Source organism: Nakamurella antarctica (assembly GCF_003860405.1).
GTDB lineage: Bacteria > Actinomycetota > Actinomycetes > Mycobacteriales > Nakamurellaceae > Nakamurella > Nakamurella antarctica.
This window is the reverse complement of sequence record NZ_CP034170.1, coordinates 2,507,967-2,530,515: the sequence shown is the minus strand read 5'-3', so window position 1 is coordinate 2,530,515 and position 22,549 is coordinate 2,507,967. Positions and strand designations below refer to the sequence as shown.

19 protein-coding genes are annotated in these 22,549 nt (G+C 62.4%); 16 read left to right on the top strand and 3 right to left on the bottom strand.

The window, feature by feature from the left end; all coding sequences use genetic code 11:
• Positions 1–39: 39 nt before the first annotated feature.
• A complete protein-coding gene (gene pcrA, locus EH165_RS11235) occupies positions 40–2,664 on the top strand; it encodes a DNA helicase PcrA (protein WP_124800479.1) in 2,625 nt (874 codons plus the stop codon).
• A 495-nt stretch (positions 2,665–3,159) separates the two neighbouring features.
• On the opposite strand, the gene EH165_RS11225 is transcribed toward pcrA, so the two are convergent.
• Complete coding sequence (locus EH165_RS11225; RefSeq protein WP_124799528.1) at positions 3,160–3,615, bottom strand: hypothetical protein; 456 nt, start codon at positions 3,613–3,615, stop codon at positions 3,160–3,162.
• Positions 3,608–3,979, bottom strand: coding sequence for a hypothetical protein (locus EH165_RS11220; protein WP_124799527.1), 372 nt, complete (start codon positions 3,977–3,979; stop codon positions 3,608–3,610). Before EH165_RS11220 ends, EH165_RS11225 begins: the two co-directional genes overlap by 8 nt.
• A gap of 381 nt (positions 3,980–4,360) precedes the next feature.
• On the opposite strand from EH165_RS11220, the gene EH165_RS11215 reads away from it, so the two are divergent.
• From EH165_RS11215 to EH165_RS15465, 7 genes are all read left to right on the top strand, one after another.
• Positions 4,361–6,355, top strand: coding sequence for a hypothetical protein (locus EH165_RS11215; protein ID WP_124799526.1), 1,995 nt, complete (start codon positions 4,361–4,363; stop codon positions 6,353–6,355).
• Positions 6,356–6,640: 285 nt separating this feature from the next.
• Positions 6,641–7,810: an ADP-forming succinate--CoA ligase subunit beta gene (gene sucC, locus EH165_RS11210; protein ID WP_124799525.1), complete on the top strand. Its 1,170-nt coding sequence runs from the start codon at positions 6,641–6,643 to the stop codon at positions 7,808–7,810.
• A gap of 2 nt (positions 7,811–7,812) precedes the next feature.
• Positions 7,813–8,697: a succinate--CoA ligase subunit alpha gene (gene sucD / locus EH165_RS11205; RefSeq protein WP_124799524.1), complete on the top strand. Its 885-nt coding sequence runs from the start codon at positions 7,813–7,815 to the stop codon at positions 8,695–8,697.
• A gap of 187 nt (positions 8,698–8,884) precedes the next feature.
• Positions 8,885–10,231 (top strand): DUF5336 domain-containing protein, encoded by a 1,347-nt coding sequence (locus EH165_RS15470; protein ID WP_164479204.1) that lies wholly within the window; start codon positions 8,885–8,887, stop codon positions 10,229–10,231.
• 200 nt (positions 10,232–10,431) lie between these two features.
• Positions 10,432–11,268: a DUF5336 domain-containing protein gene (locus EH165_RS11195; protein WP_124799523.1), complete on the top strand. Its 837-nt coding sequence runs from the start codon at positions 10,432–10,434 to the stop codon at positions 11,266–11,268.
• Positions 11,269–11,315: 47 nt separating this feature from the next.
• Positions 11,316–11,990, top strand: coding sequence for a hypothetical protein (locus tag EH165_RS11190; RefSeq protein WP_124799522.1), 675 nt, complete (start codon positions 11,316–11,318; stop codon positions 11,988–11,990).
• 86 nt (positions 11,991–12,076) lie between these two features.
• Positions 12,077–13,729, top strand: coding sequence for a cell division protein PerM (locus EH165_RS15465; protein WP_164479203.1), 1,653 nt, complete (start codon positions 12,077–12,079; stop codon positions 13,727–13,729).
• A 15-nt stretch (positions 13,730–13,744) separates the two neighbouring features.
• Here EH165_RS15465 and EH165_RS11180 read toward each other — a convergent pair whose 3' ends face one another.
• Positions 13,745–14,494 carry an IspD/TarI family cytidylyltransferase gene (locus EH165_RS11180; RefSeq protein WP_124799521.1) on the bottom strand — a complete coding sequence of 250 codons (750 nt, stop codon included), beginning with the start codon at positions 14,492–14,494 and terminating at the stop codon, positions 13,745–13,747.
• Positions 14,495–14,622: 128 nt separating this feature from the next.
• On the opposite strand from EH165_RS11180, the gene purN reads away from it, so the two are divergent.
• The 8 genes from purN (at position 14,623) to EH165_RS11140 (ending at position 22,543) form a co-directional block, all read left to right on the top strand.
• On the top strand, positions 14,623–15,276 hold the full coding sequence (gene purN / locus EH165_RS11175; RefSeq protein ID WP_124799520.1) for a phosphoribosylglycinamide formyltransferase: 654 nt from the start codon (positions 14,623–14,625) through the stop codon (positions 15,274–15,276).
• Positions 15,273–16,856, top strand: coding sequence for a bifunctional phosphoribosylaminoimidazolecarboxamide formyltransferase/IMP cyclohydrolase (gene purH, locus EH165_RS11170; RefSeq protein ID WP_124799519.1), 1,584 nt, complete (start codon positions 15,273–15,275; stop codon positions 16,854–16,856). The genes purN and purH overlap by 4 nt, the downstream gene beginning before the upstream one ends.
• Before the next feature lie 101 nt (positions 16,857–16,957).
• Positions 16,958–17,812: a bifunctional methylenetetrahydrofolate dehydrogenase/methenyltetrahydrofolate cyclohydrolase gene (locus EH165_RS11165; RefSeq protein WP_239020546.1), complete on the top strand. Its 855-nt coding sequence runs from the start codon at positions 16,958–16,960 to the stop codon at positions 17,810–17,812.
• Positions 17,813–17,855: 43 nt separating this feature from the next.
• Positions 17,856–18,614 carry a class I SAM-dependent methyltransferase gene (locus EH165_RS11160; protein WP_124799517.1) on the top strand — a complete coding sequence of 253 codons (759 nt, stop codon included), beginning with the start codon at positions 17,856–17,858 and terminating at the stop codon, positions 18,612–18,614.
• Positions 18,569–18,910 (top strand): DUF3017 domain-containing protein, encoded by a 342-nt coding sequence (locus EH165_RS11155; protein WP_164479202.1) that lies wholly within the window; start codon positions 18,569–18,571, stop codon positions 18,908–18,910. The genes EH165_RS11160 and EH165_RS11155 overlap by 46 nt, the downstream gene beginning before the upstream one ends.
• 150 nt (positions 18,911–19,060) lie before the next feature.
• Complete coding sequence (locus EH165_RS11150; RefSeq protein ID WP_124799515.1) at positions 19,061–20,278, top strand: NADP-dependent isocitrate dehydrogenase; 1,218 nt, start codon at positions 19,061–19,063, stop codon at positions 20,276–20,278.
• 319 nt (positions 20,279–20,597) lie between these two features.
• Positions 20,598–21,527 carry a hypothetical protein gene (locus tag EH165_RS11145; protein ID WP_124799514.1) on the top strand — a complete coding sequence of 310 codons (930 nt, stop codon included), beginning with the start codon at positions 20,598–20,600 and terminating at the stop codon, positions 21,525–21,527.
• A gap of 224 nt (positions 21,528–21,751) precedes the next feature.
• A complete protein-coding gene (locus EH165_RS11140; protein ID WP_124799513.1) occupies positions 21,752–22,543 on the top strand; it encodes an exodeoxyribonuclease III in 792 nt (263 codons plus the stop codon).
• The last annotated feature ends 6 nt before the right edge of the window (positions 22,544–22,549 follow it).

Here is a 22,549-nt window from a genome sequence, read left to right as displayed (position 1 = left end):
AGCAGCGCGGGCTCTCTCGACCCAATCAGCATCGCGGAGATGGCGCCCCCGGAACCGCCCAGCGACGGTTATGGCGATGACGACTTCGACTCACGGGCTGCTGACGGCGGCTTGTTCGGAGCGCCGGCCGACGCGCACACCGCGCCGGATAACTGGGACGGGACCCACCCGGCGCAAAAGTTTCGGCCGCACGCCCCGGGGAGCTCTGCGGCGGCTTACCAGCCGCGACAACTCAACATCGAAGAACTACTCGAAGGTCTCAACGACCAGCAACGCGCGGCCGTCGAACACCGCGGCGCCCCGTTGCTCGTGGTGGCGGGCGCGGGGTCTGGGAAGACCAGGGTCCTGACGCGCCGCATCGCCTACCTTTTAGGTGTCGGCGGGGCCACCCCTGGCGAGATCCTGGCAATCACCTTCACCAACAAGGCTGCCGCTGAAATGAAGGAGCGGGTTGCCGAGCTGGTGGGTGCCCGGGCCCGATCCATGTGGGTGTCCACGTTCCACTCGATGTGCGTGCGGATCCTGCGCAACGAGGCGACACACCTCGGCTACAAATCAACGTTCACCATCTACGATTCGGCCGATTCGCAGCGGCTCGTGGCACTGGTTGCAGCCGACTTAGACCTTGATAGCAAACGGTTCCCGGCCAGGTCGCTGGCTGCCCAGATCAGCAACTTGAAGAACGAGTTGCTTGACCCGGCGACTGCCGCCGAGCGCGCAGACTCCGATATCGCCAAGGTGGTGGCCGAGGTATACGCCGGCTACCAGGCCCGGCTCAAAGCTGCCTCGGCTCTGGATTTTGACGACCTGATTATGGAAACCGTTGCGTTGCTGCAGGTTTTTCCGGCCGTGGCCGAACATTACCGTCGGCGATTTCGTCATGTGCTGGTGGATGAGTACCAAGACACCAACCACGCCCAGTACACACTGGTCAAAGAGCTCGTCGGCGGCGCGCACGATGCGCGTGAGGTCCGCGCCGCCGATGGTGAACTCGTTCGAGCAGCGACCTCGTCCATTCCGGCCGCCGAGTTGGTCGTGGTGGGCGATGCCGACCAATCGATCTACGCCTTCCGCGGCGCCAACATCCGCAATATCGTGGAGTTCGAGCGCGATTACCCCAGCGCCCGAACCATCCTGCTGGAACAAAACTATCGCTCCACCCAGACCATTTTGTCGGCCGCGAATGCCGTCATTTCACGCAACCCGGAACGCCGAGCAAAAAACCTCTGGACTGCCGCGGGCAACGGCGAAATGATTGTGGGCTACGTCGCCGACAATGAGCACGACGAGGCAGCCTTCGTCACCAAGGAAATCGACAGGTTGGTCGACGAAGGCAGCATCCGGTTCGGCGATGTCGCCGTCTTCTACCGAACCAACTCCTCGTCCAGGGCCTTCGAGGATGTGTTCGTCCGGATGGGGATGCCGTACAAAATCGTTGGTGGGGTGCGATTTTACGAGCGCAAAGAGGTCAGGGACGCGTTGGCGTATCTGCGAGCGTTGGCCAACCCGGCTGACGAGGTGTCATTGCGCCGGATCCTGAACACCCCGAAACGCGGTATTGGCGATCGCGCCGAAGCGGCGTTGGCGGTGTACTCGCAAAAGGAGAAGGTCCCGTTCGCGCAAGCCCTAGCGAGCGTGGCAGACATTCCCTTTATCGCAACGCGTTCGGTGAAGGCCATTTCGGGTTTCAACGAAATGATGGACCTGCTGCGGGCCGACCTCGACGGCGGCGCCGAACCGGCTGACCTTTTGACGTCGGTCTTAGAAAAGAGCGGCTACACCGAACTTCTCGAGATCAGTTCCGATCCGCAGGACGCTTCGCGGCTGGAAAACCTCGAACAATTGGTGACGGTGCTGCGGGAACGAGTTGAGATTCTGCAGGGCGGGGAAGAGAATTTCGCGGCGGGTGCACCGCTGCTCGCCGCTGTGCTGGAACAACTCTCGCTGGTTGCCGATGCCGACTCGATTCCTGACTCCGAGGCGGGAATGGTCACGATGATGACCCTGCACACCGCGAAGGGTCTGGAGTTTCCCGTCGTGTTTCTGATTGGCTGGGAGGACGGACTCTTCCCCCATATGCGGGCCCTTGCCGACGACAAGGAGCTCGCCGAGGAGCGGCGTCTCGCCTACGTCGGGATCACCAGATCCCGCGAGCGGCTGTATATCTCGCGCGCGGTGACCCGGTCAACGTGGGGTCAGCCCGGCGCTAATCCGGCTTCCCGGTTCATCCAGGACATCCCCGAGGAACTGGTGGACTGGCAGCGACTGGCTGAAGCCCCTGACTACGGTTCAGGTTCTCAGAGCTGGTACGGCGGTGGAGGTTCGCGCTCCGCGCCGGTCTCTGCCGGAAGATTCTCCTCCAGCGGCGGGTTCAGCGGCTCGGGTTCCAGCTTTGGCTCCGGAACTGGTGGCTCACAGTACGGCGAATCGGCCCAATCCCGTTTGGCTGCAACGGGAACCAAGTCAACCGGCCGCACCGGCTGGCAGAACTCCGCGACCCTCGCGCTAGCGGTGGGGGATCGGGTGTCTCACGACAAGTACGGTCTCGGAACGGTGATCGCCTCAGAGGGCGTGGGGGTGCGAGCCACCGCAACCATCGACTTTGGCGCCGCCGGCAAGATCCGGTTGATGCTGATTGGCGGCGTCCCGCTCACCAAGCTGTGATTCGTGGGTGAGGACTGCTGGGCCGGCTTTCCGCAGCCCGGCTGAAAGGTCCATCGCAGGCTCAGCCGGAAGGTCCATCGCAGGCTCAGCCGGAAGGTCCATCGCAGGCTCAGCCGGAAGAGCGACCAAAAAGCTTTGCGAAGAATCCGCCGGATGATTCTTCCTTCGGGTGACCCGGGCACCGTTGTGCACGCGGAACCCCGCTCATCACCTGATCAACGTGCTGGCCACAGCCTGCCCAGCCCGTCTTGCCGCAAACTTTGCAAGTCACCTGTCGGCACATCGCGGAGCCCTTCGTCATTGATGTGGCACGCTGCCTCACCAGACCAAGCATATACCCCCAGGGGTATCCGCTGCGCTCGCCCGCTGCCCATACGCCGCACTGCCCGCCGAGTGGTCGCTCAGCCCCGGCTTTTGCGTAAATTTCCAGGGCTCAGCATCCACTGGACGTATCCCGCTCCTCCCAGCGCACGCAGGCCCAAGTCCGGCCCTCGGTTAGGCCGAGATCTTTCGTTGGCGCAACAAGAACCAGATGCCAAGAATTGGCAGGATCACCGGAACGAACCCGTATCCACTGCCGAATTTCGACCACACGGTGTCATCGGGGAAAGCTGCTGAGTCGGCGAGGGAAAGCGTTCCGACAATGAGAACGCCTACGAGTTCAGTGCTGCACGCAGCCAACGCAAGCGGACGCGCGAACGGTCGGCGCGAGATTAAGCCGACCGTGGCGGCGATATAGATGATTCCGGAGACGAGCGAGAGACTGTAAGCAAGCGGGGCCTCGCTCACCTTTGTGCCGAGCTGCACGGCCGCGCGTGACGTCGCTGCCACAGCAAACACCGCGTAGAGCGCGATCAGCACCCGTCGCGGTCCACTGCTGGGATCGACGTTCGCATCAGGTGAAGCTGAAGCGGGCGCAGAGCCGGAAAGGGGTAGACCGGGGTCAGACATGAACAGGTCCTATCCGCCACAACTGCAGTAGTCGCAGCATCATTACAGCAACAACAACGGCGGTGAAACAGAGGCTAATGCTGCCCCATCGAGTGCGTTCGAGGCGCGCCAGATACACCCCCAGTGGCAGTGGCAGAAGCACTCCCACCGAGTAGGCCACAAAAGTGATCGGTTCGTTGACTTCGGCGGAGCCAATGAGGCGAGATATCGCAATCCCGGATTGCACGATGAGCAGTACTTCGACGACGAGTGCGGCCACCATGGTCGCTGTCGATGCGGCTCGTCGCCGGTAGGCGTCAAAACCCGTCCACGCGGCCAGAATAAGGCCAAGGCACATGATGCCGTAGGCCACTGCGGTGATCATCGTTCTCCATCGTCGTTGGTGTGGGATATCCACAATTGGCCGCGCGGCGCGCTCGGGTGCGGGCCTCCGGGTCCACCGTAGGCCAACTTTCGCGCGAGCCGCTGTGTGCTGGCGCTCAAGATGCGGTTGCCTGGGCTCAATGGGACGGCGAAAAGGGCCGGAGCGCAGAGTGAGGTGTGGCATTTTCACCGCGGTGATGTGGCCGGTTCGCTGTCGCCGCGTTGCTGTCGCCGGCTCCCCAACGCGCCGTGAATGTCAGGCTGGCTTGCTACCGTCTTCCATGCGGGGATTCCTGCGCGCCACAAGATCGCGCGAAGGAAGTGCTGGGGTAGTACCCACACCCCGCGACACCGCAGGGCAATCAGAAGGACATATGACGTGATGGCAGTGGGCAGATCGGGTGCAGCGGGCGGGACGGATGACGCCCCTGCTGGTAGCCGCCTGCATCTAGCCGCCGGATTGTTGCTTGTTGGTGGTCTTCTGTTAGCGCTGACCCCACTGCTGACAGTGATGAACGCTGATGACGGCTCAAGCACGTCGCCCTCGGTCGGAAGTGGTTGGCTGGCGGCTTTCCCTGCAGTGCTTGTGGTTGCGCTGAGCGCGTTAAGACGCCCCGCCGCTTTGCCGGCCGTCGTGGGGGTGGGAATTTTTGGCCTCGTCCGGCTGGTCACGGACCTGGGCATCGTCTTTGACCCCGCGCACGCGTTGCGCCCCGAGTTGTACGGCGTCCGGAATCTGAGCGCATTTCCCCTGCATCCCACCTGGGCTGCGTGGATCCCGGTGGTAAGCGATGTGTGCGTGCTGGCAGGGGGAGCCATCGCTGGCAGCGTGCTGGTGGAATCCTTGGAGCCACCCGCACGGCGGCTGGCGGTCGCCGACTGGGGGCGCGAGGTTGGCGTGGTGGCGGAACGGGAGCCGCGTTCGCGAGTGATGCCGATGACGCCAGCCGCGTTTGTGGGGGTCGTGGGCGCGACGGGATATTTGACGTCAACCCTGGGGGTCAATTACGCCAAACCGCTTCCGGCAGTTCGGGACGGGTTTGCCGACATTGGGCTGTGGGGCACCGTGATTTCGGTGGTAACCGGGTTACTTATGGTGATAACGGTGATGACGGCGACGGCGCTCACCCCGGCGCTTGCCCGAGGGCTACTACTGGGAGTTGCCGCAGCCGCAGCCACGCCCCCGCTGATCGTCATCGTCGGGAGTGTGGGGCCCAACGCGACAGCCTCGGGTTTGGCCTATGCGGGTCTGATTTCTGCGGTGGTTTTTGCTGCCGCGGGGCTAAGCCGCAGCACACTACAGCCCGAGCCAACAGTGCAGGACGGCGACGTTGAGCAAACGAGCGAGCCGAAACCGCCGACGCGTAAGCAATTTCGCGCACTAGCGTCGGTGACCCTGGCGGCAGCGATGGCATGTCTGCTGGCATTCCTCCTTCGGGTGGCTGGATTTGACGATGGCAGGCTTCCTGAGTTTTTCGATCCGGCACGGGTGGCATTTCTGCCGGCCGCAGTGCTGTTGGCAGTGGCTGCCATTCTGATCTGGCTGCCGAGCACGTCCAGGTGGGGCAGAGCTGCGGTAACGCTGGCGTGGGCGCCAGCACTGGTGGCAGTGCTGTTCGGGCTCCATTTCGTGTTGGCGTCGACTCCTCCAGCGCTCTTTTTGGGCAATGTTTTTACCGCCGAAACTAGCCTGAAGCTGGGCTTTTGGTGCGGACTGGCAGGGCTGCTGGTGGCAATTGGTTGCGCCATCTGGGCGGGTGTTCTCACCAATGCGGAGACAGAGCTGAGCGCACAGATCATCGATGTCGACTATGAGAGCAGAAGCGTGTGGGCTACGCCGCTCGCGGCCGTCATCTCGGTGTTGTCTGTGGTCTCGTTCGCCATGCCAGTGTGGAAGTACGTCGACACCTCCGCTTCCGCTCTGTTTTCCAGCGGTGGTCGGCCAGATACCTGGGGGATGTGGGTGAGCGTTGTCGCCGTCATCTGCGCTGTGGTTTTCGCCCTTCGCGCGGGCCGGAGGTCGGTCACCCTCACGTTGTTTGTCGCAGCGGCTGCCGTCGTGTTGAGCCGCCTGATTGTGGCGCCGTCGATCACGCGGCTCGACCAGTTCAGGGTCCTGCCGGGTTTTTGGGTGGCCGCGGCGCTGGGACTAGTGCTGTTGGTGGCTGGTGGCATCGCCTATCGGCGCATTGGCCCGCCGGTGTTTCTTGATCCGGTGAGCTTGCAGCCTCTCCCCGCAGGTGCGGTGATGTTGAACATAGCTAACGAAAAAACTGTGCAGCACTCCGCCACTCCGAGGAACCGGCAACCAAGCAAGCTTGCGACCAGAGGGCCAGCAACAACATCGAGGAAGAAAAAGGGTCCGACGGTTAGATGATGTGCGGCGCAAGCCTTTTCGCCGCCTTCAGCCTCGCTCGGTCCAGGTGCGGGGCGTCCAGAGGCGATGACGGGGAGGCCCTTGACGGTAAACGCTGGGTTGGGTCGGCCGCAGGCTGTGGTGTGTGCCGCTAGCCTCCCGAAGGTGTACGCATCAATCGCGGCTCGTTAGGGTAGTCAAACAGGTTCGCGACGCGCCCGGTCTTGGCCGCTGCGCGTGGACCGAGGCTTACATCGCTGGCTCTATCAAGGGCTGCATCGAGAAAACAACACGTCGGGAGCACACGTGGATCTGTACGAATACCAAGCGAAGGAACTCTTCGCAGCACATGGCGTACCAGTGACTAGGGGCATCACTGCCACCACAGTCGCTGAGGCAACCGCCGCGGCCGAGGAAATCGGCGGGGCCGTCATGGTCAAGTCGCAGGTAAAGATGGGCGGTCGAGGTAAGGCAGGTGGGGTCAAGTACTCGCCTGACGTCGCCGCCGCTACGAAGAACGCGCAGAATATTCTCGGCCTGGACATCAAAGGCCACATCACCAAGACCGTGCTGATCACCGAAGCTGCCGACATCGCTGAGGAGTATTACGTCTCGTTCCTCCTCGACCGGTCCAACCGCACTTTCCTGGCGATGGCCAGCAAGGACGGCGGTATGGAAATCGAAGAGCTGGCCGTGGAGCGCCCCGAAGCTCTCGCCAAGATTCCGGTTGACGCCATTGCCGGTGTGGACCGCGCGAAAGCCACCGAAATTGCTATTGCTGGACGCTTCCCCGAGGAGGTCCGCGAGCAGGTCATCGACATCCTGATCCAGTTGTGGGACGTGTTTAAGGGCGAGGACACGACACTTGTCGAGGTCAACCCGTTAGTTAAAACTCCGGAGGGCAAGGTCATCGCCCTCGACGGCAAGGTCTCGCTGGATGAGAACGCGGATTTCCGCCACCCGGGCCACGCCGCGTACGCCGATATTGACGCCCAGAACCCGCTCGAAGCCGCCGCAAAGGCAAAGGGTCTCAACTACGTCAAGCTTGACGGCCAGGTGGGCATCATCGGTAACGGTGCGGGGCTGGTGATGTCCACTCTCGACGTTGTCGCCTACGCGGGTGAGCGTCACGGTGGCGTGAAACCAGCCAACTTCCTCGACATCGGGGGCGGGGCCAGCGCAGAAGTGATGGCCAATGGTCTCGAGATCATCCTCGGCGACGAGGACGTCAAAAGCGTCTTTGTCAACGTCTTCGGCGGTATCACCGCGTGTGATGCGGTAGCTGACGGCATCGTCGCAGCGCTCAACATTTTGGGCGATTCGGCCACCAAGCCGCTCGTCGTTCGGTTGGACGGCAACAACGTGGCGCAAGGCCGCGCAATTCTGGCGAAAGCGGCACACCCGCTGGTGACAGTTGTCGAAACGATGGACGAAGCAGCCGACAAGGCTGCCGAACTTGCGAACGCTGGGGTCTGAGCATGGCTATCTTCCTGAACGAAAATTCTCGCATCATCGTCCAAGGCATGACAGGCGGCGAGGGCATGAAGCACACGGCCCGCATGCTGGCCTCCGGCTCCACCATCGTCGGAGGTGTCAACGCTCGCAAGGCGGGAACCACGGCGTCGTTTGAGCACGGCGATCAACCGGTATTCGGCTCGGTCACCGAGGCTATGGAAGCCACCGGCGCCAACGTCACCGTCCTTTTCGTGCCGCCTGCGTTCGCCAAAGACGCTGCGCTGGAAGCCATTGACTCGGGCATCGAACTCGCCATCATCATCACCGAGGGCATTCCGATTCACGACTCCGCCTATTTCTGGGCGCACGCGGTTGCCACCGGTAACAAGACCCGCATTATTGGGCCGAACTGCCCGGGCATCATTTCCCCAGGTAAGTCCAACGCGGGCATCATCCCGGCGAACATCACCAAAGCTGGCCGCATCGGACTTGTCTCCAAGTCGGGCACGCTGACGTACCAAATGATGCACGAACTCCGCGATCTTGGTTTCTCCAGCGCGATCGGCATTGGCGGGGACCCCATCATCGGGACCACCCACATCGATGCTCTCGAAGCTTTCCAGGCAGATGACGAGACCGATGCGATTGTCATGATTGGCGAAATCGGCGGTGACGCAGAAGAGCGCGCCGGCGCCTACATTGCCGAGCACGTGACAAAGCCTGTTGTGGGTTACGTCGCAGGGTTCACTGCTCCCGAGGGCAAGACTATGGGCCACGCAGGCGCCATCGTGTCCGATGGAGCAGGCACCGCCGATGGTAAGAAGATCGCTCTGGAAGCTGCGGGCGTCCGCGTCGGTAAGACGCCGTCGGAGACCGCACGGCTGCTTCGCGAGGTCATCGCCGAGTAGTAACTTTCACCGCTGTCCTTGTGCCGATGCCGTCCACCCCTGTCGCAGGGGCGGGCGGCATCGCTGCAATGCGGGTACCCGAACCGGGTAGGTACTGACCGGTTGCCAAGCGCGCGGGGTTTCTTGCCCACCTCGACTGTTCGGCTGCGTATGGTTGGCGAAGCAACATCAACGAAAGGCGGCATCAATGAGCGGTCCATATGGCCAGCATCCACAGCCCGGACCTCAGGGTCCAGCAGGGAGTCCGCCGCCCGGCTGGAACCCGCAACAGGGTCCGTCGGCATCTAACTTCTCTGGGCCTTCCGGGCAGCCTGGGCCTGCCGCACCGGCCACGCCCGCAACACCAGCCTCTCTGGCGAAGACCCTCGGACTCGTTTCCGCAGGAGCGGCAGTTCTGGCCTTTTTCTTAACATTGCTCGACACCGCGCCCGGGTATGCCTACGCGATTCCGCTCCTCTTCGGCGGGCTTCTCGCGCTCGCGCCCCTGCTGCCCAAAGCAGGAAATTACGTATACGCCGCCGCGGTGATTCCGGCGAGCGTGTTCCTGGGTTTGCTGTTCGTCCTGTTCAGTGCCTACGGCACACCCGGAGCCGGATACTGGCTCGTACTCATTTTGGCGCTCGTTCAGGCCGCAGCGGCTGTCGGTGCCTACCTGATGACCGCCGGGATCCTGAAGCCGTCAGCCCCCCACCCCCACTCGCCCTCCTCCGGTGGGGGACAGTACGGACCGCCACCCGGATTTGGCCCATCAGGTGGCCAGGGCCCGCAGCAGAGTTTCGGCCCACCCCCGAGCTTTGGTCCGCCCGCCGGTTTTGGTCCTCCTTCCGGTTACGGCCCTTCGGCAGGGGTCGGAACTCCAGGACAGCAAGGTCCGGGCTCGCAGGTCCGGGGCCAGCAGGGTCCGGCATCAGCTGGCTTTGAGCAGGCGCCGTCGTATGGCCAGCAGAGCCAACAGGGCCAGCAGCCGCCCGCTTACGGACAATCCCCTCCCGCCCAGCGCGACGCTTCGTATGGCCAGCAGGCGTCGTCAGGGTTTCCGAATATGACGAAGGATGCCCCGAGTGCGGCTTCCTCCGCTGCGCCCGGTCTCACTTCTCCAGTAGGCGGAAACACTTCGGGGTCGGGCTTCGCCAGTGCGCCAACTACTCAAGTCAGTTACGCCCAGATGCAGGAAGTGCGCGAGGCAGCTGCAGCTTCAGACCCGAGCCGTGGAGCGCAATTCGCTTCCCAGCTCACCACGTTCGGCCCTGCGCCGACCGCGGAGGGAGCCGCGAACATCCACGTAGCAGATGACGCCACAAATACAGCTGGCGCAAACGATGGCACGGGTCCAGTCCCGACATTCCACAACGGTCAGCTGGCATCTCACGACCATGCTCAGCAGGAGCAGAACACCCAGCATGTTGAGCCCGCCCAGCATGATGAGCCGGCCGAGCATGATGAGCCTGCCCAGCATGATGAGCCGGCCGAGCATGATGAGCCGGCCCAGCACGGTGATCAGTCGGAGCAACAGAATAACGGTCACCAACAGTAGGTCGAGGATCGGATGCGTAGGCGTCGTAAGTGCGGAAGCATTTGCGGCGCTTGCGTCTTTTTCCGGTTGGTCGCTGTTTACTTTTTAGCGAATTTGCAAACGTCAGGCGTGCATCTTTGGTCGTTGCCCGACAGGTCGAACGAGGATGAACTAGGTTCGCTTGAGCACTGTCGTTTGTCCACGGCCAGCAGGGAGTTTTGATGACACAGCCACCTTTCGCTGAGAGTCTCGGCACCGAGCCTTCTGAGCAGCTCCGGAATGGCGCACCCACGTATCCGTCATTCGGCGAGGTTCACCCGTGGGATTCGGACAAAGCGGTTGCGGCGCTACCCGTCCTCGCTGTTCTCTCTGGCCTGCTGGGTGCACTCGGTTTCGGCGCAGGATTCCTCGATGCGCTGGTACTTGACCGGAGTACCACCGCCTATCAGATCTTTGGCGTGTGGGCCTGGGCCCCTGCGATGCTGTTGGCCGCGGGCCTCATAGGCGCTGTTGGCGGTCTGCGCCGGACTGGGGTCGGTCCGTGGCTAACGGCAGGTGCGTTAGGAGTTTCTTGCGCGGCGGGCCTCGGCGGCGCTTCGTTAAGCATTGTCGCCTACCCCACGGTTCCGGGGATGGGGCTGTGGCTGTCCATGACATGCGGTGTGCTGCTGGCCGTGGTGTCGGTGACCGGCCTGGTTGTTTCCGGTGCCAGCCGATCCACGCAAAATCCTCGTCAGGTTTCACACACTGCGCCGTTCACAGCCGAGCAACGCCCACTCGCGCAGCCATATGTAGGGCAGCCGTATGCCTCGCAGCCGTATGCCTCGCAGCCGTATGCCTCGCAGCCGTATGCCGAGCAGCCGTATGCCGAGCAGCCCTATGTGGGGCAGTCGTACGGTGCGCAGCCTTACAGTGGGCAGCCGTTTGCCGAGCAGCCTTACAGAGGGCAGGCCTATGCGGCGCAGTCGGATGGGGGACCGTCCTACAGTGCGCCAGACTATGGCGGCCCCGGCTTTCCGGGGCATGACCTCGTTGATCACTATGCCTCGGGCAGGTGAATGCGGAGCAGCAAGACGATGGACAGTACGGCTTGGCTCGCAGTTCTGTGAGCGGACCTGCTCCTGCGCCACTGCAGCCGCCACGACACCTCACACAGGCCATCGAACCGTCCGAAGTAGCCTCGGCTGCGCTCCCGCTGGCTCCTGACGAGAAAGAGTCGCAGAGCTTTCAATCGGCGCCCACGCAAATGGTCAAGTCGCCATTTGCCCTTGAAGCCGGGGCCGCCGGCTCTGCTGCACTGCTCGGGTTTTCGCCCCACCCCGCCGTGGACGGCGCTGAAGAGGAAGTATGGCGACAACCTGCTGCGCCGGAGCGGGATGCGATGGACGACGGGGGAGCACGAGATCCTAGTGACGCCCAAACGGCGGGCTTGGCGCTGCCGTCAACAGAGAGTGAGGGTTACACCTGGACGATGCCGGTTCAGACTGCGGCAGCGGACCCGGCGGAGCAAGAACCCACCTACAGCGAGAACCCGGATCACCACAAAACCCTCGCACACCACCCCGCAGCGGAGCCTCAATCTGAGGGTCACGCTGAGAAAGATGTCCAGGTAGAAACAGGTCCCGCACATCACGAGTGGAGTTTCCAGCCACCTCAGTATCAGCCGCCATTGCAGGATTCTGCACGTTCGGCCGCTCCCTGGGGTGATCCGGATTCGGATGAGATTCTGACACCGGGGGTTGAAAATTACCCTTGGCAGTCGATCCCTCGCGCTGAGTAAGAAACTGCGCCGGAAAGCCTGATGAGGCTGCGACGGTGCGGCGTGGCATGGGCTGTGGCTCGACGGGTTTGTGTGAGAGTTGGGGTGTGAGTCAGGACGAGAAGTCGCGGATCCGTTCGATCCGTGACGGCGACATGGCAACCGTGTCGACAGCAATCCTCAAATCAAGCTTCGCGGTTTTTGCAGGGGCTGCGCTAATTAGCGCTGTGGCATTGCTTGTGTGGGCTATCACCCCGGGCGATAACGTCAGCACAGCATCGCTGTTGCGCGGCGGCATGAGCGCGTACGCGGCCGCGCATTTCGTGCCCATCGTGATCGGCACCTCCACACTCTCACTCCCGCCACTACTTTTGACGTGCCTATTTGCCGTACTTCTCTTCACTTCCATCGGGCGGCGTCGGGAAACCGCAACGACGGTTTTGCAAGAAGTCCTGACTGTTGTCGTCGGGACACTCTCCTACGGCGTTCTGGTTGCACTGATCGTGGGTGTCGGCGCTCCAGCGGGAACGGAAGTGAGGCTCGCGGGCGTCAACGCAGCGGCTCTCGCCTTTGTCGCCCTCGGCGCTGGCACGCTGCATCGCGGGGAGGCTATCAAAGAAGCGGTGGCGCTCACGATGCCGCCTGCAGTCCTTGCCGGCGGTCGAGCGGGACTCGCTGCGCTGTTCGCCATGATCGCCGGAGCGGGGATCGTCGTGGTCGGCGGAATTATCGTCCATTTTCCCGTAGCCGCGAGCCTGACAAATGTCACCGCAGACGGGCTAGGCGGTGGTGTGGGACTGACCCTGGTTGGTCTTGCCTACCTGCCCAACGCGGTAGGTGCAGCCTTGGGTTTCGTCACAGGGACCGGCATCGAAGTCGGCACGGCGAGCTTTTCTCCGTTTGGGTCTGTCCTTGGAAATTTGCCACCTTTCCCGCTTCTAGCGGCGGCCCCGGCGCAGGCGGGTCCGACTGCGGTGGGCTACTCGACGTTGGCGATCCCTGTCCTCGCCGGAGTCATTTCTGGCGTGGTCCTTCTTCGTGGATTGCGGCATCGCTGGGACCGCGTCATCGCGAGTGCCGTCGCGGCGGTAACGGCAGGGACGGGCTGCGCGGGACTAGCGGCTGTATCCAGCGGCGGAATATCGCAGGGGGCTTGGCCCTATATGGGGGCGCATGCGCTGATGGTGGGCGCGGTCGTCGCGGCGGCGGTTCTTGTCTTCGGCGGCGCCTGGGCAGCTGCGGCAAGCGCCGAACGGCGACCGGATAATTCTCAAACCGGCACTACCGCAGGGGATTTCGATTCTCTTCCGCCACTGGACCTGCACCCGACACCCGAAAAGGTTCCGGTTGCTGCAAGTTCAGACGATGATGTATCTGGCGGAGCTGATTTACCCGGCGCGAAGGATGACGCAGAGGCATCGCTGGAACCCGACGCGGACGAAGTGCTAGACCCGGAACCAGACGCAGTGCTGGAACCAGACGCAGTGCTGGAACCAGACGCAGTGCTGGAACCAGACGCAGTGCTGGAACCAGACGCAGTGCTGGAACCAGACGCAGTGCTGGAACCAGACGCAGTGCTGGAACCAGACGCAGTGCTGGAACCAGACGCAGTGCTGGAACCAGACGCAGTGCTGGAACCAGACGCAGTGCTGGAACCAGACGCAGTGCTGGAACCAGACGCAGTGCTGGAACCAGACGCAGTGCTGGAACCAGACCCTGACCGGGGCGAGCTCCCAGCAGCAACTTCCCATCAGGGGTGAGGGGTCGGATAGACCTTAGTCCAGCCTGAAGTTGTTGTCCCGCAGGATCTTTTCGGCCTGCACGATATCGCCGGGGAAGGTGATCTTGATATTTCGCGGATCTCCGGGCACCCAGTGCAGCATTTGATCGGAGTACGCGACAACACAGGACGCGGTATCCGTGCCAACGAAATCGTCGTCCTGAGCGTTGGTATAGGCAGCTAGCAGGGTTTTTGCCTCAAATACCTGGGGTGTTTGTGCCCCAACCATGGAACCGAGGTTGCGCTCGAGAAGCGTCCCGGCGGCGTCGACCGAGGCGAGGTCATCCATGAGTAGCCCGGGAAATGCGGCGCCGCATTCGGCAGCCGCGTCGATCAGCTCCGCGAGCATAGAGTGCGAGAGCAACGGCCTAGCGCCGTCATGGATCAGCACTAGGTTTACCTCTTCTGCTTCGATAGCGCCTTGAAGATGACGTAACGCCAGCGACTCGGACTCGTGTCTAGTGCTGCCGCCAGCGACGAGTTCGACTGGGAAGTCAAGCATCTCACTGGTGATAACCCGTTGGACGAGCTCCCTATCGGATTCTCGAATCACCAGCACGAAGCGTTCAATGCCGGCGGCACTACCGAGCGCTTGCAAGCTCCAGCCGATCACCGAGTGGCCCGCAAGCGGCAGGAAAACTTTGTTGATCTCGCTCTGGGATCGAGTGCCGGTGCCCGCAGCAAGGACTACCGCGACGGCCCGTACCTCACGCCGGGGGACGAGTGGCTCATGGCTTTCAGGCATGAAAGGTCACACTACTGGCCGCTGAATCCTCATGAGGGATCGCCAGGAGAGCAGCCGAGTCGCCAACGGGTATCGCGCACGGTTACCCTGGGTGCACCGATATCAATGCCCTGACGTGAAGGTGATCTGTGACCGATTCAAGTCAGTTCAGCCCTCGGGTTTCAGATGCGCAACAGGCTGGGGCGCACCCGGCAAAGGTTGTCGTACTCGCGTCGGGCAGCGGAACCCTTCTTCAGGCTCTGCTGGACTGCACGGATCCTGGTTTCTGCGTCGTAGCGGTGGGATCTGACCTCCGCCACTGCGGCGCTCTCGACCGCGCTGCGCAGGCAGGCATCGACACCTTCACCGTCGGAGTGAACGAGTACCTCGACAGGAGCGCCTGGAATGCCGCGCTGGCGCAACTGTGCCTGGACGCGGATGCCGACTTGGTAGTGCTCGCCGGATTTATGAAGCTTGTCGGCCCTGCCTTTTTGGCAGCACTTCCGGGGCGGGTTATTAATGCACACCCGTCGCTCCTGCCGGCATTTCCTGGAATGCACGCACCTGCTGACGCACTCGCACATGGCGTCAAGCTCAGCGGCTGCACCATTTTCATCGTTGACGAAGGTGTGGACGCGGGACCGATCCTCGCGCAAAGGGCTGTTCCGGTGTTCGATGACGATGACGTGCCGAGTTTGCACGAGCGGATCAAGGTGGCCGAACGGGCACTGTTGGTGGAGGTGGTCGCTGCGATGGCCTCCCGAGGCTGGGACGTCAACCAGCGAAAGGTGAGTATCCGATGATGTCTTCCGAACCAACTGCCGTAAAATTTGATCGCATCCCCGTGCGTCGGGCGCTGATCTCGGTATCGGATAAAACTGGTCTGCTGGAATTAGCTCAGGCGTTGGTCGATGTCGGCGTGAGCCTTGTGTCTACCGGCAACTCAGCCAAATCCATTGCTGCTGCTGGTATTCCGGTTTCCACGGTCGAGAGTGTGACGGGCTTCCCCGAGATCCTCGAGGGTCGCGTCAAGACCTTGCACCCGTCAATCCACGCAGGGATCCTGGCCGACCAGCGCAAGCCGGATCACGTCGGCCAGCTTGCGGATCTCGGCGTGCAGGCGTTCGAGCTGGTGGTGGTGAACCTCTACCCGTTCTCGGATACCGTGGCATCCGGTGCAGGCCCCGATGAGGTTATCGAGCAGATCGATATCGGTGGCCCCTCCATGGTGCGTGCCGCGGCCAAGAACCACCCCAGCGTGGCGATTGTGGTGGACCCGGCGAGCTATCCGGCTGCGATTGCAGCAGTGCGTGCGGGCGGATTTACCCTCGCCGAGCGAAAAATGCTTGCCATCAATGCTTTTCGTCATACGGCCAGCTACGACATCCATGTTTCTTCGTGGATGGGTGACGCCTTTGACGCACATCAAGGCGCTGAGTTCGCAGACTGGATCGGCGCGGCCTACGACCGGACAAGCGTGCTCCGATACGGTGAAAACCCGCACCAGGGAGCCGCTTTGTACGCCGAGCAAGGCGCTCCTTCCGGGTTGGCTCAGGCGGTGCAGCTGCACGGCAAAGAGATGTCGTACAACAACTACGTCGATGCCGATGCTGCTTGGCGTGCAGCGCACGATCACCAAGGTCCGGCAGTGGCAATCATCAAACACGCCAATCCTTGCGGGATTGCTATTGGTGAAACTGTGGCCCAAGCGCACCGTAGAGCCCATGCCAGCGACCCGATATCGGCCTTCGGCGGCGTGATTGCCGTCAACGCTGCTGTTACGGCCGACCTCGCGGAGCAGGTCGCCGAGGTGTTCACCGAAGTTCTTTTGGCTCCATCTTTCGAGCCCGAAGCCCTGGCAATATTGCGGCGCAAGAAGAACATTCGCCTGTTGCAGGTCCCAGGTACTCCCCGGCGCGGGCACGAAATCAAGGCCATCAGTGGCGGGCTTCTCGTGCAATCGGTGGACGTCCTGGATGCGGCCGGCGACGATCCAAGCAACTGGACCCTTGCCACTGGAGCCGCAGCCTCAGCGCAAGCGATGGCGGATCTTGCCTTTGCCTGGCGCGCGTGCCGATCGGTGAAGTCCAATGCCATTCTGCTCGCGCGCGATGGCGCGAGCGTCGGGGTGGGAATGGGGCAGGTAAATCGCGTGGACTCGGCGCGCCTCGCCGTCGAGCGGGCGGGGGACCGCGCTGCCGGATCAGTCGCGGCTTCTGATGCTTTTTTCCCGTTCGCGGACGGCCTGCAGATCCTGCTCGACGCCGGGGTCGTCGCCGTGGTGCAACCCGGTGGATCCGTTCGGGACGAGGAAGTGATCGAGGCGGCGAAAGCTGCGGGCATCACGCTGTATCTGACTGGAGCTCGGCACTTCTTCCACTAGAGGCATCGACTTACCCAGGAAGCTGAGCGTGGTTGGTCTGCCGGTCGTGCGCGCCCGGAGCTTCGGCCATGGCAGGATTGCTCGGCAGGAGGAAATGCACTGTGACTGCAACATTGATGGATGGCAAGGCCCTACGCGACATCATCTTTTCCGATCTGCGAATCAGGGTGGCCAGGCTGACAGCGGCTGGGCATACGCCGGGGATCGCCACCGTCATCGTCGGCGACGACCCGGGTTCGGCGGCTTATGTACGGGGCAAGCATGCGGATTCGGCCAGTATCGGGATGCATTCGATCCGGCATGATCTGCCTGCCGACCTGAGCCAAGAGGGTCTGCTTGACGTCATTGCGGAACTCAACGCGGATCCCAGATGCGACGGATACATCGTGCAATTACCGCTACCCCGGCATCTGCACACGGGCGCAGTTCTCGAGGCAATGGACCCGGAGAAGGATGCCGATGGGCTGCACCCGATCAGTCTTGGCCGGTTGGTACTTGGCGAAGCGGGCCCGCTTCCGTGCACCCCCGCTGGCATCGTGGCGCTGCTGCGGCATTACGAGGTCCCTATCGCCGGCGCCCATGCGGTGATCATTGGCCGCGGAGTCACTGTCGGGCGGCCCTTGGGATTGTTGCTTACCAGGCGGTCGGAAAATGCCACGGTGACCTTGTGCCACACCGGAACCAAAGACGTGGCAGCAGAAATAGCGCGCGCTGACATCGTCATCGCTGCCGCCGGAGTGCCGGGCCTTGTGCGCGCCGAAATGGTGAAGCCTGGTGCGGCGGTGCTGGATGTGGGCATCACCCGGACGGCAACGGGTTTGGTCGGCGATGTCGACCCCGCGGTTGCAGAAGTGGCGGGTTTCCTGGCTCCGATGCCAGGGGGCGTCGGCCCCATGACGCGGGCGATGCTGCAGACGAACGTGGTCATCGCAGCCGAAAAGCGTTACTTGCCATGATGAATGACGCATCGACTGACGAGCAACCGGCAGGGAGAATACTATGACCAACGATGGCATGACTGACGGACCGACTGGCGCGGGGCAACCCGCTGGTGAGCAAAACCTTTCACGGCAGTATTGGGATGGAGCCGCGCGCGAGGACGCGTTGTGGTTCATCGCGACTGGCGCGGCCACCGATAAGGAGACGTTCTATGCCTCCGGTCGCAAGGAGACCGACGAGTATCTTGCGTTCGCCGACATCGCGCCTGACCCGAATGCAACCGTGCTGGAAATCGGCTGCGGGGCAGGTCGAATGACGGCCAGGTTGGCCCAGTTGTACGGCCGGGTCATTGCCCTTGACGTATCCCAGGAAATGCTGGACCGGGCCGCTGTCGCCATGGCTGACCTCGACAATGTCACGTACGTATTAGGCAACGGCTCGGACTTGGCCGGTGTTGATGATTCCAGCGTCGACGTGGTGTTCTCCTACATCGTGTTGCAGCACGTGCCCACCGTGGAGGGCCAGCTGTCTTATTTCAGAGAGACCCGCCGAGTGTTGAAACCCGGTGGCAAGGCAGCTATCCAGGTTCGTAGCAATACGGTGAAAGCCCGTGCGCTGGAATGGGCCGGGCACGCGCGCCACCGCGTTTCTGGTCGCAAGGTGTTATCCAAAGCGTGGCGCGGTGCGCATGTCCCGGTTGTGTCGCTGATGGCTGCCGCGAGTGGCTCAGCGGTTTCCGAGAGCGGGCCGAAAGCTACTGTCACCCTCAAGACGTGGGGCCCCCGTCATACCTGGGTCATGATGCGACGGCAGGCGTGAAAGCTCGCGGTAGCCGAGGAAAGGCTGCGAGCACGTGGCCGACGGCTGTTCCGATGCTGATGGTGCTGGCGTTGATTGTTGTTGGACTGCTGTTGATCTCGCAGTCCCACTGGCGTCGCGGTGCTGCATCTATTGCTGGCGCCGTGAGCCTGGCCGCGTTACTGCGACTGTTCGTCGCTCCTGAAAAGCTTGGCCCACTGGTGGTCAGATCCAAGCCATTCGACATCGGCTTTTGCGTGCTCGTTGCGTTCTTCCTCATCGCACTCGGCTCTGGGTGGCTGGGATCTGACGACTGATAGTCGCTGAAACTCCCGGCAGCGCAAGCTGAACAGGCTTTCGCGCAGGTGCGCGCCGATCCGAGTGAGTGTTCAGGCAGGGTTAGCAGTACGCTTGTACTGGAAATTGTGAGCACGTGAACGCAGTACGCGAGAGGAGTCTGGCAGCTGATGTCGAAGATCAAGGTAGTGGGAACCGTCGTCGAACTCGACGGGGACGAAATGACGCGGATCATCTGGCAGTTCATCAAGGACAAGCTGATCCTGCCGTACCTGGATATCAATCTTGAGTACTACGACCTCGGCATCGAGCACCGCGACGCCACCGACGACCAGGTCACGATCGACGCTGCGCACGCTATCCAAAAGCACGGCGTCGGCGTCAAATGCGCCACCATTACGCCCGATGAGGCGCGGGTCGAAGAATTCGGTCTCAAGAAGATGTGGGTCTCGCCCAACGGCACCATCCGCAACATCCTCGGCGGCGTGGTGTTCCGCGAGCCGATAATCATCTCCAACGTGCCGCGACTCGTGCCCGGCTGGACCAAGCCGATCGTCATCGGCCGCCACGCGCACGGCGACCAGTACAAGGCCACGAACTTCAAGGTGCCCACCGGCGGGACCGTCACGATCACGTGGACCCCGAGCGACGGCAGCGCGCCCGTCGAACACCAGGTGGTCCAGATGCCCGAAGAGGGCGGCGTCGTGATGGGCATGTACAACTTCAACAAGTCCATCGAAGACTTCGCGCGGGCATCGCTCAACTACGGCCTGCTGCGCAATTACCCGGTGTATCTATCCACGAAGAACACGATCCTCAAGGCTTACGACGGCGCCTTCAAGGACATCTTCCAGTCCGTGTTCGAGGCCGAGTTCAAGGAGCGTTTCGACGCCGCTGGCCTCACGTACGAGCACCGCCTGATCGACGACATGGTTGCCTCCGTCATGAAGTGGGAAGGCGGATACGTCTGGGCCTGCAAGAACTATGACGGCGACGTCCAGTCCGACACCGTGGCGCAGGGCTTCGGTTCGCTCGGCCTGATGACGTCCGTGCTGATGACGCCCGATGGCCAGACCGTCGAAGCCGAAGCCGCCCACGGCACTGTGACCCGGCACTATCGCCAGCACCAGGCAGGCAAGCCGACCTCGACCAACCCGATCGCATCGATCTACGCGTGGACCGGCGGGCTGAAGCACCGCGGCAAGATCGACGGCACCCCCGAGGTCACAGCCTTCGCAGAAGCGCTCGAGGACGTCATCATCAAGACCGTTGAGAGCGGCAAGATGACGAAGGACCTCGCGGCTCTCGTCGGACCCGACCAAGCGTGGATGACGACAGAGGATTTCCTCGCGGCGTTGGACGAGAACTTGGCGGCACGGCTTTCCTAGTTGTAGGTACGCGTTGTTGGCGGGGCCCCGGTTTCTCACCGGGCCCCGCTGTCTAACCGGGGCCCCGCTGTCTAACCGGGGCCCCGCGCCCGCCCGCCCGCCGCCCTGCCCTCGCTTCGTGCGATCGGTTTCGTTTGGCGCGACTGCAATCGGAGTCGCGGGGACACAAACCGATCGCACGAAGCGTTGTGCACGTGCGCGCACCGTGCACGTACGCGCACCGTGCCCGCGCACAGCGACCGGTGTCCACAAGCCTAAATTCGTCCCCAAAGGTCAGTCGCAGACCCGCACTAGTGGCGCTTACCAGCCAAGGTAGTGCATGCCAGATGACGCAGTGCGCCCGATGTTTCGCCAAGATCTGCTGCGCGAAGGGACGTCCGACCAGGAGCTTCGCGGGCATCTCCGCTCTGAGCGCTGGATACCGGTCGTACCCGGCGCTTACCTTCCGCATGGTGTTGCAGCGCAGCTGTCCAATCAGGAAAGGTACGGCGTCCTTATTGCCTCGGCGCTACCAAAACTGGGGGAAAGGTCTGTGCTCAGCCATCAATCTGCGGCGCATATTCACGGCCTTCCGCTCTGGGGTATCGATATGAGCAAGGTGCACGTGACGCGCCCGAAACGATCTGGCGGGCGCCAGGGACCTACGGTGGTCAGCCACGCCCGATTAATGGATTCGCGCGATTGGGCCCTGATCGGCGACCACATGGTGACGTCGGTGGCGCGGACGGTTGTCGATCTCGCTGCCGCACTGCCCATGCAGCAGGGCGTAGTAATTGCAGATGCCGCGCTTCATCGCAAACTTGTTACCCCACAGCAGCTGTCGGAATGTTTGGCTGAGATTGGTCGTCGGCCTGGGATAGGGCGGGCGCGCGCCACCGTGGCTTTTGCGAACGGCTTGAGCGAGAGCGTCGGGGAATCCAGAAGCAGAGTTCTGATGCATAAGTTCCAGATGCCGGTTCCTGAACTTCAAATGGACATCTTCGACGAGGATGGCAGATTTCTTGCCAGATCCGATTTCGGATTCAAGAGCCAGCGGACGTTGGGGGAGTCCGATGGTTTCGTCAAATACAGCCGCTATTTGCGGCCCGGAGAGACGCCAGCCGACGCAGTTTTCCGCGAGAAGAGGCGTGAGGATTCGGTTCGGGATCGGAGCTGGGAGATGGTGCGGTGGGTGTGGCCGGAGTTGGATCACTTCGGTGTCGTCTACGACCGCTTCAGGCGGGCTTTCCGGCGTGGTGCCCTTCGTTAACCGGCGATACAGGTGACCGTCGACCAACTTGCTTCGTGCGATCGGTTTCGCCTCGTGCGACTCCCATTCGGATCGCGTCAACCGAAACCGATCGCACGAAGACGGCAGGGGGAAAGGCGGGAAAGGGGCGCTCGGCGGAGTGGCAGGATTGGGCATGTGGCGCTTTTCGGTACCGCAACTGGGAGATCCCCCGGCAATAATCCTCGATCGAAAGGTGTCGGCCCGTGCTGCGTGTGGCCGCGTTTAATGTCAATGGGCTCAGGGCGGCAGTGCGCCGGGGCTTTCCCGTGTGGGCAGCCGCTCGCAATGCAGACGTGATTTGTTTGCAAGAAGTGCGTGCGCCGCTGGCAGCAATTCCGCCGGAAGCCCTTGCTGGGTATCACCTTTCCTATCATGAAGGAAACCAGCCAGGTCGAGCTGGCGTTGCAATACTGAGCCGCGAAGAGCCAAGCGCGGTGCGGATTGGCTTCGGCGATCCCGAGTTTGATCTGCAGGGCAGGTATATCGAGGTGGACCTACCCGGCATTACGGTCGGCAGTTTGTACTTGCCGAAGGGCGCCGCTGACGGGGATATTTTGGCCTCCAAGCTCCGATTCATGGCTGAGTTTGCCCAACACACTGCGAAGGCCACGCGACGGGCTAAGCGCCACAAACGAGAGTTCCTCGTGTGTGGCGACTACAACATCGCGCACAGCGAATTGGATATCAAGAGCTGGAAAACGAACCTGAAGTCGGCCGGCTTCCTCCCGCAAGAGCGCGCCTGGCTGGGGGAGCTGATCGCCGCGGGCGGACTCGTTGACGTGCTGCGAATGCTCTATCCGGACGTCAATGGGCCGTACTCGTGGTGGTCGTGGCGTGGGCAAGCTTTCGATAACAACAGCGGTTGGCGCATCGACCACCACTTAGCCACTCCGAAACTTGCAAAATTAGCAATAACAGGCGGTGTTGATCGTGACCCAAGCTATGCGGAGCGAATCTCGGACCATGCCCCGGTGGTGGTGGATTACGATCTCTAGCTGGCG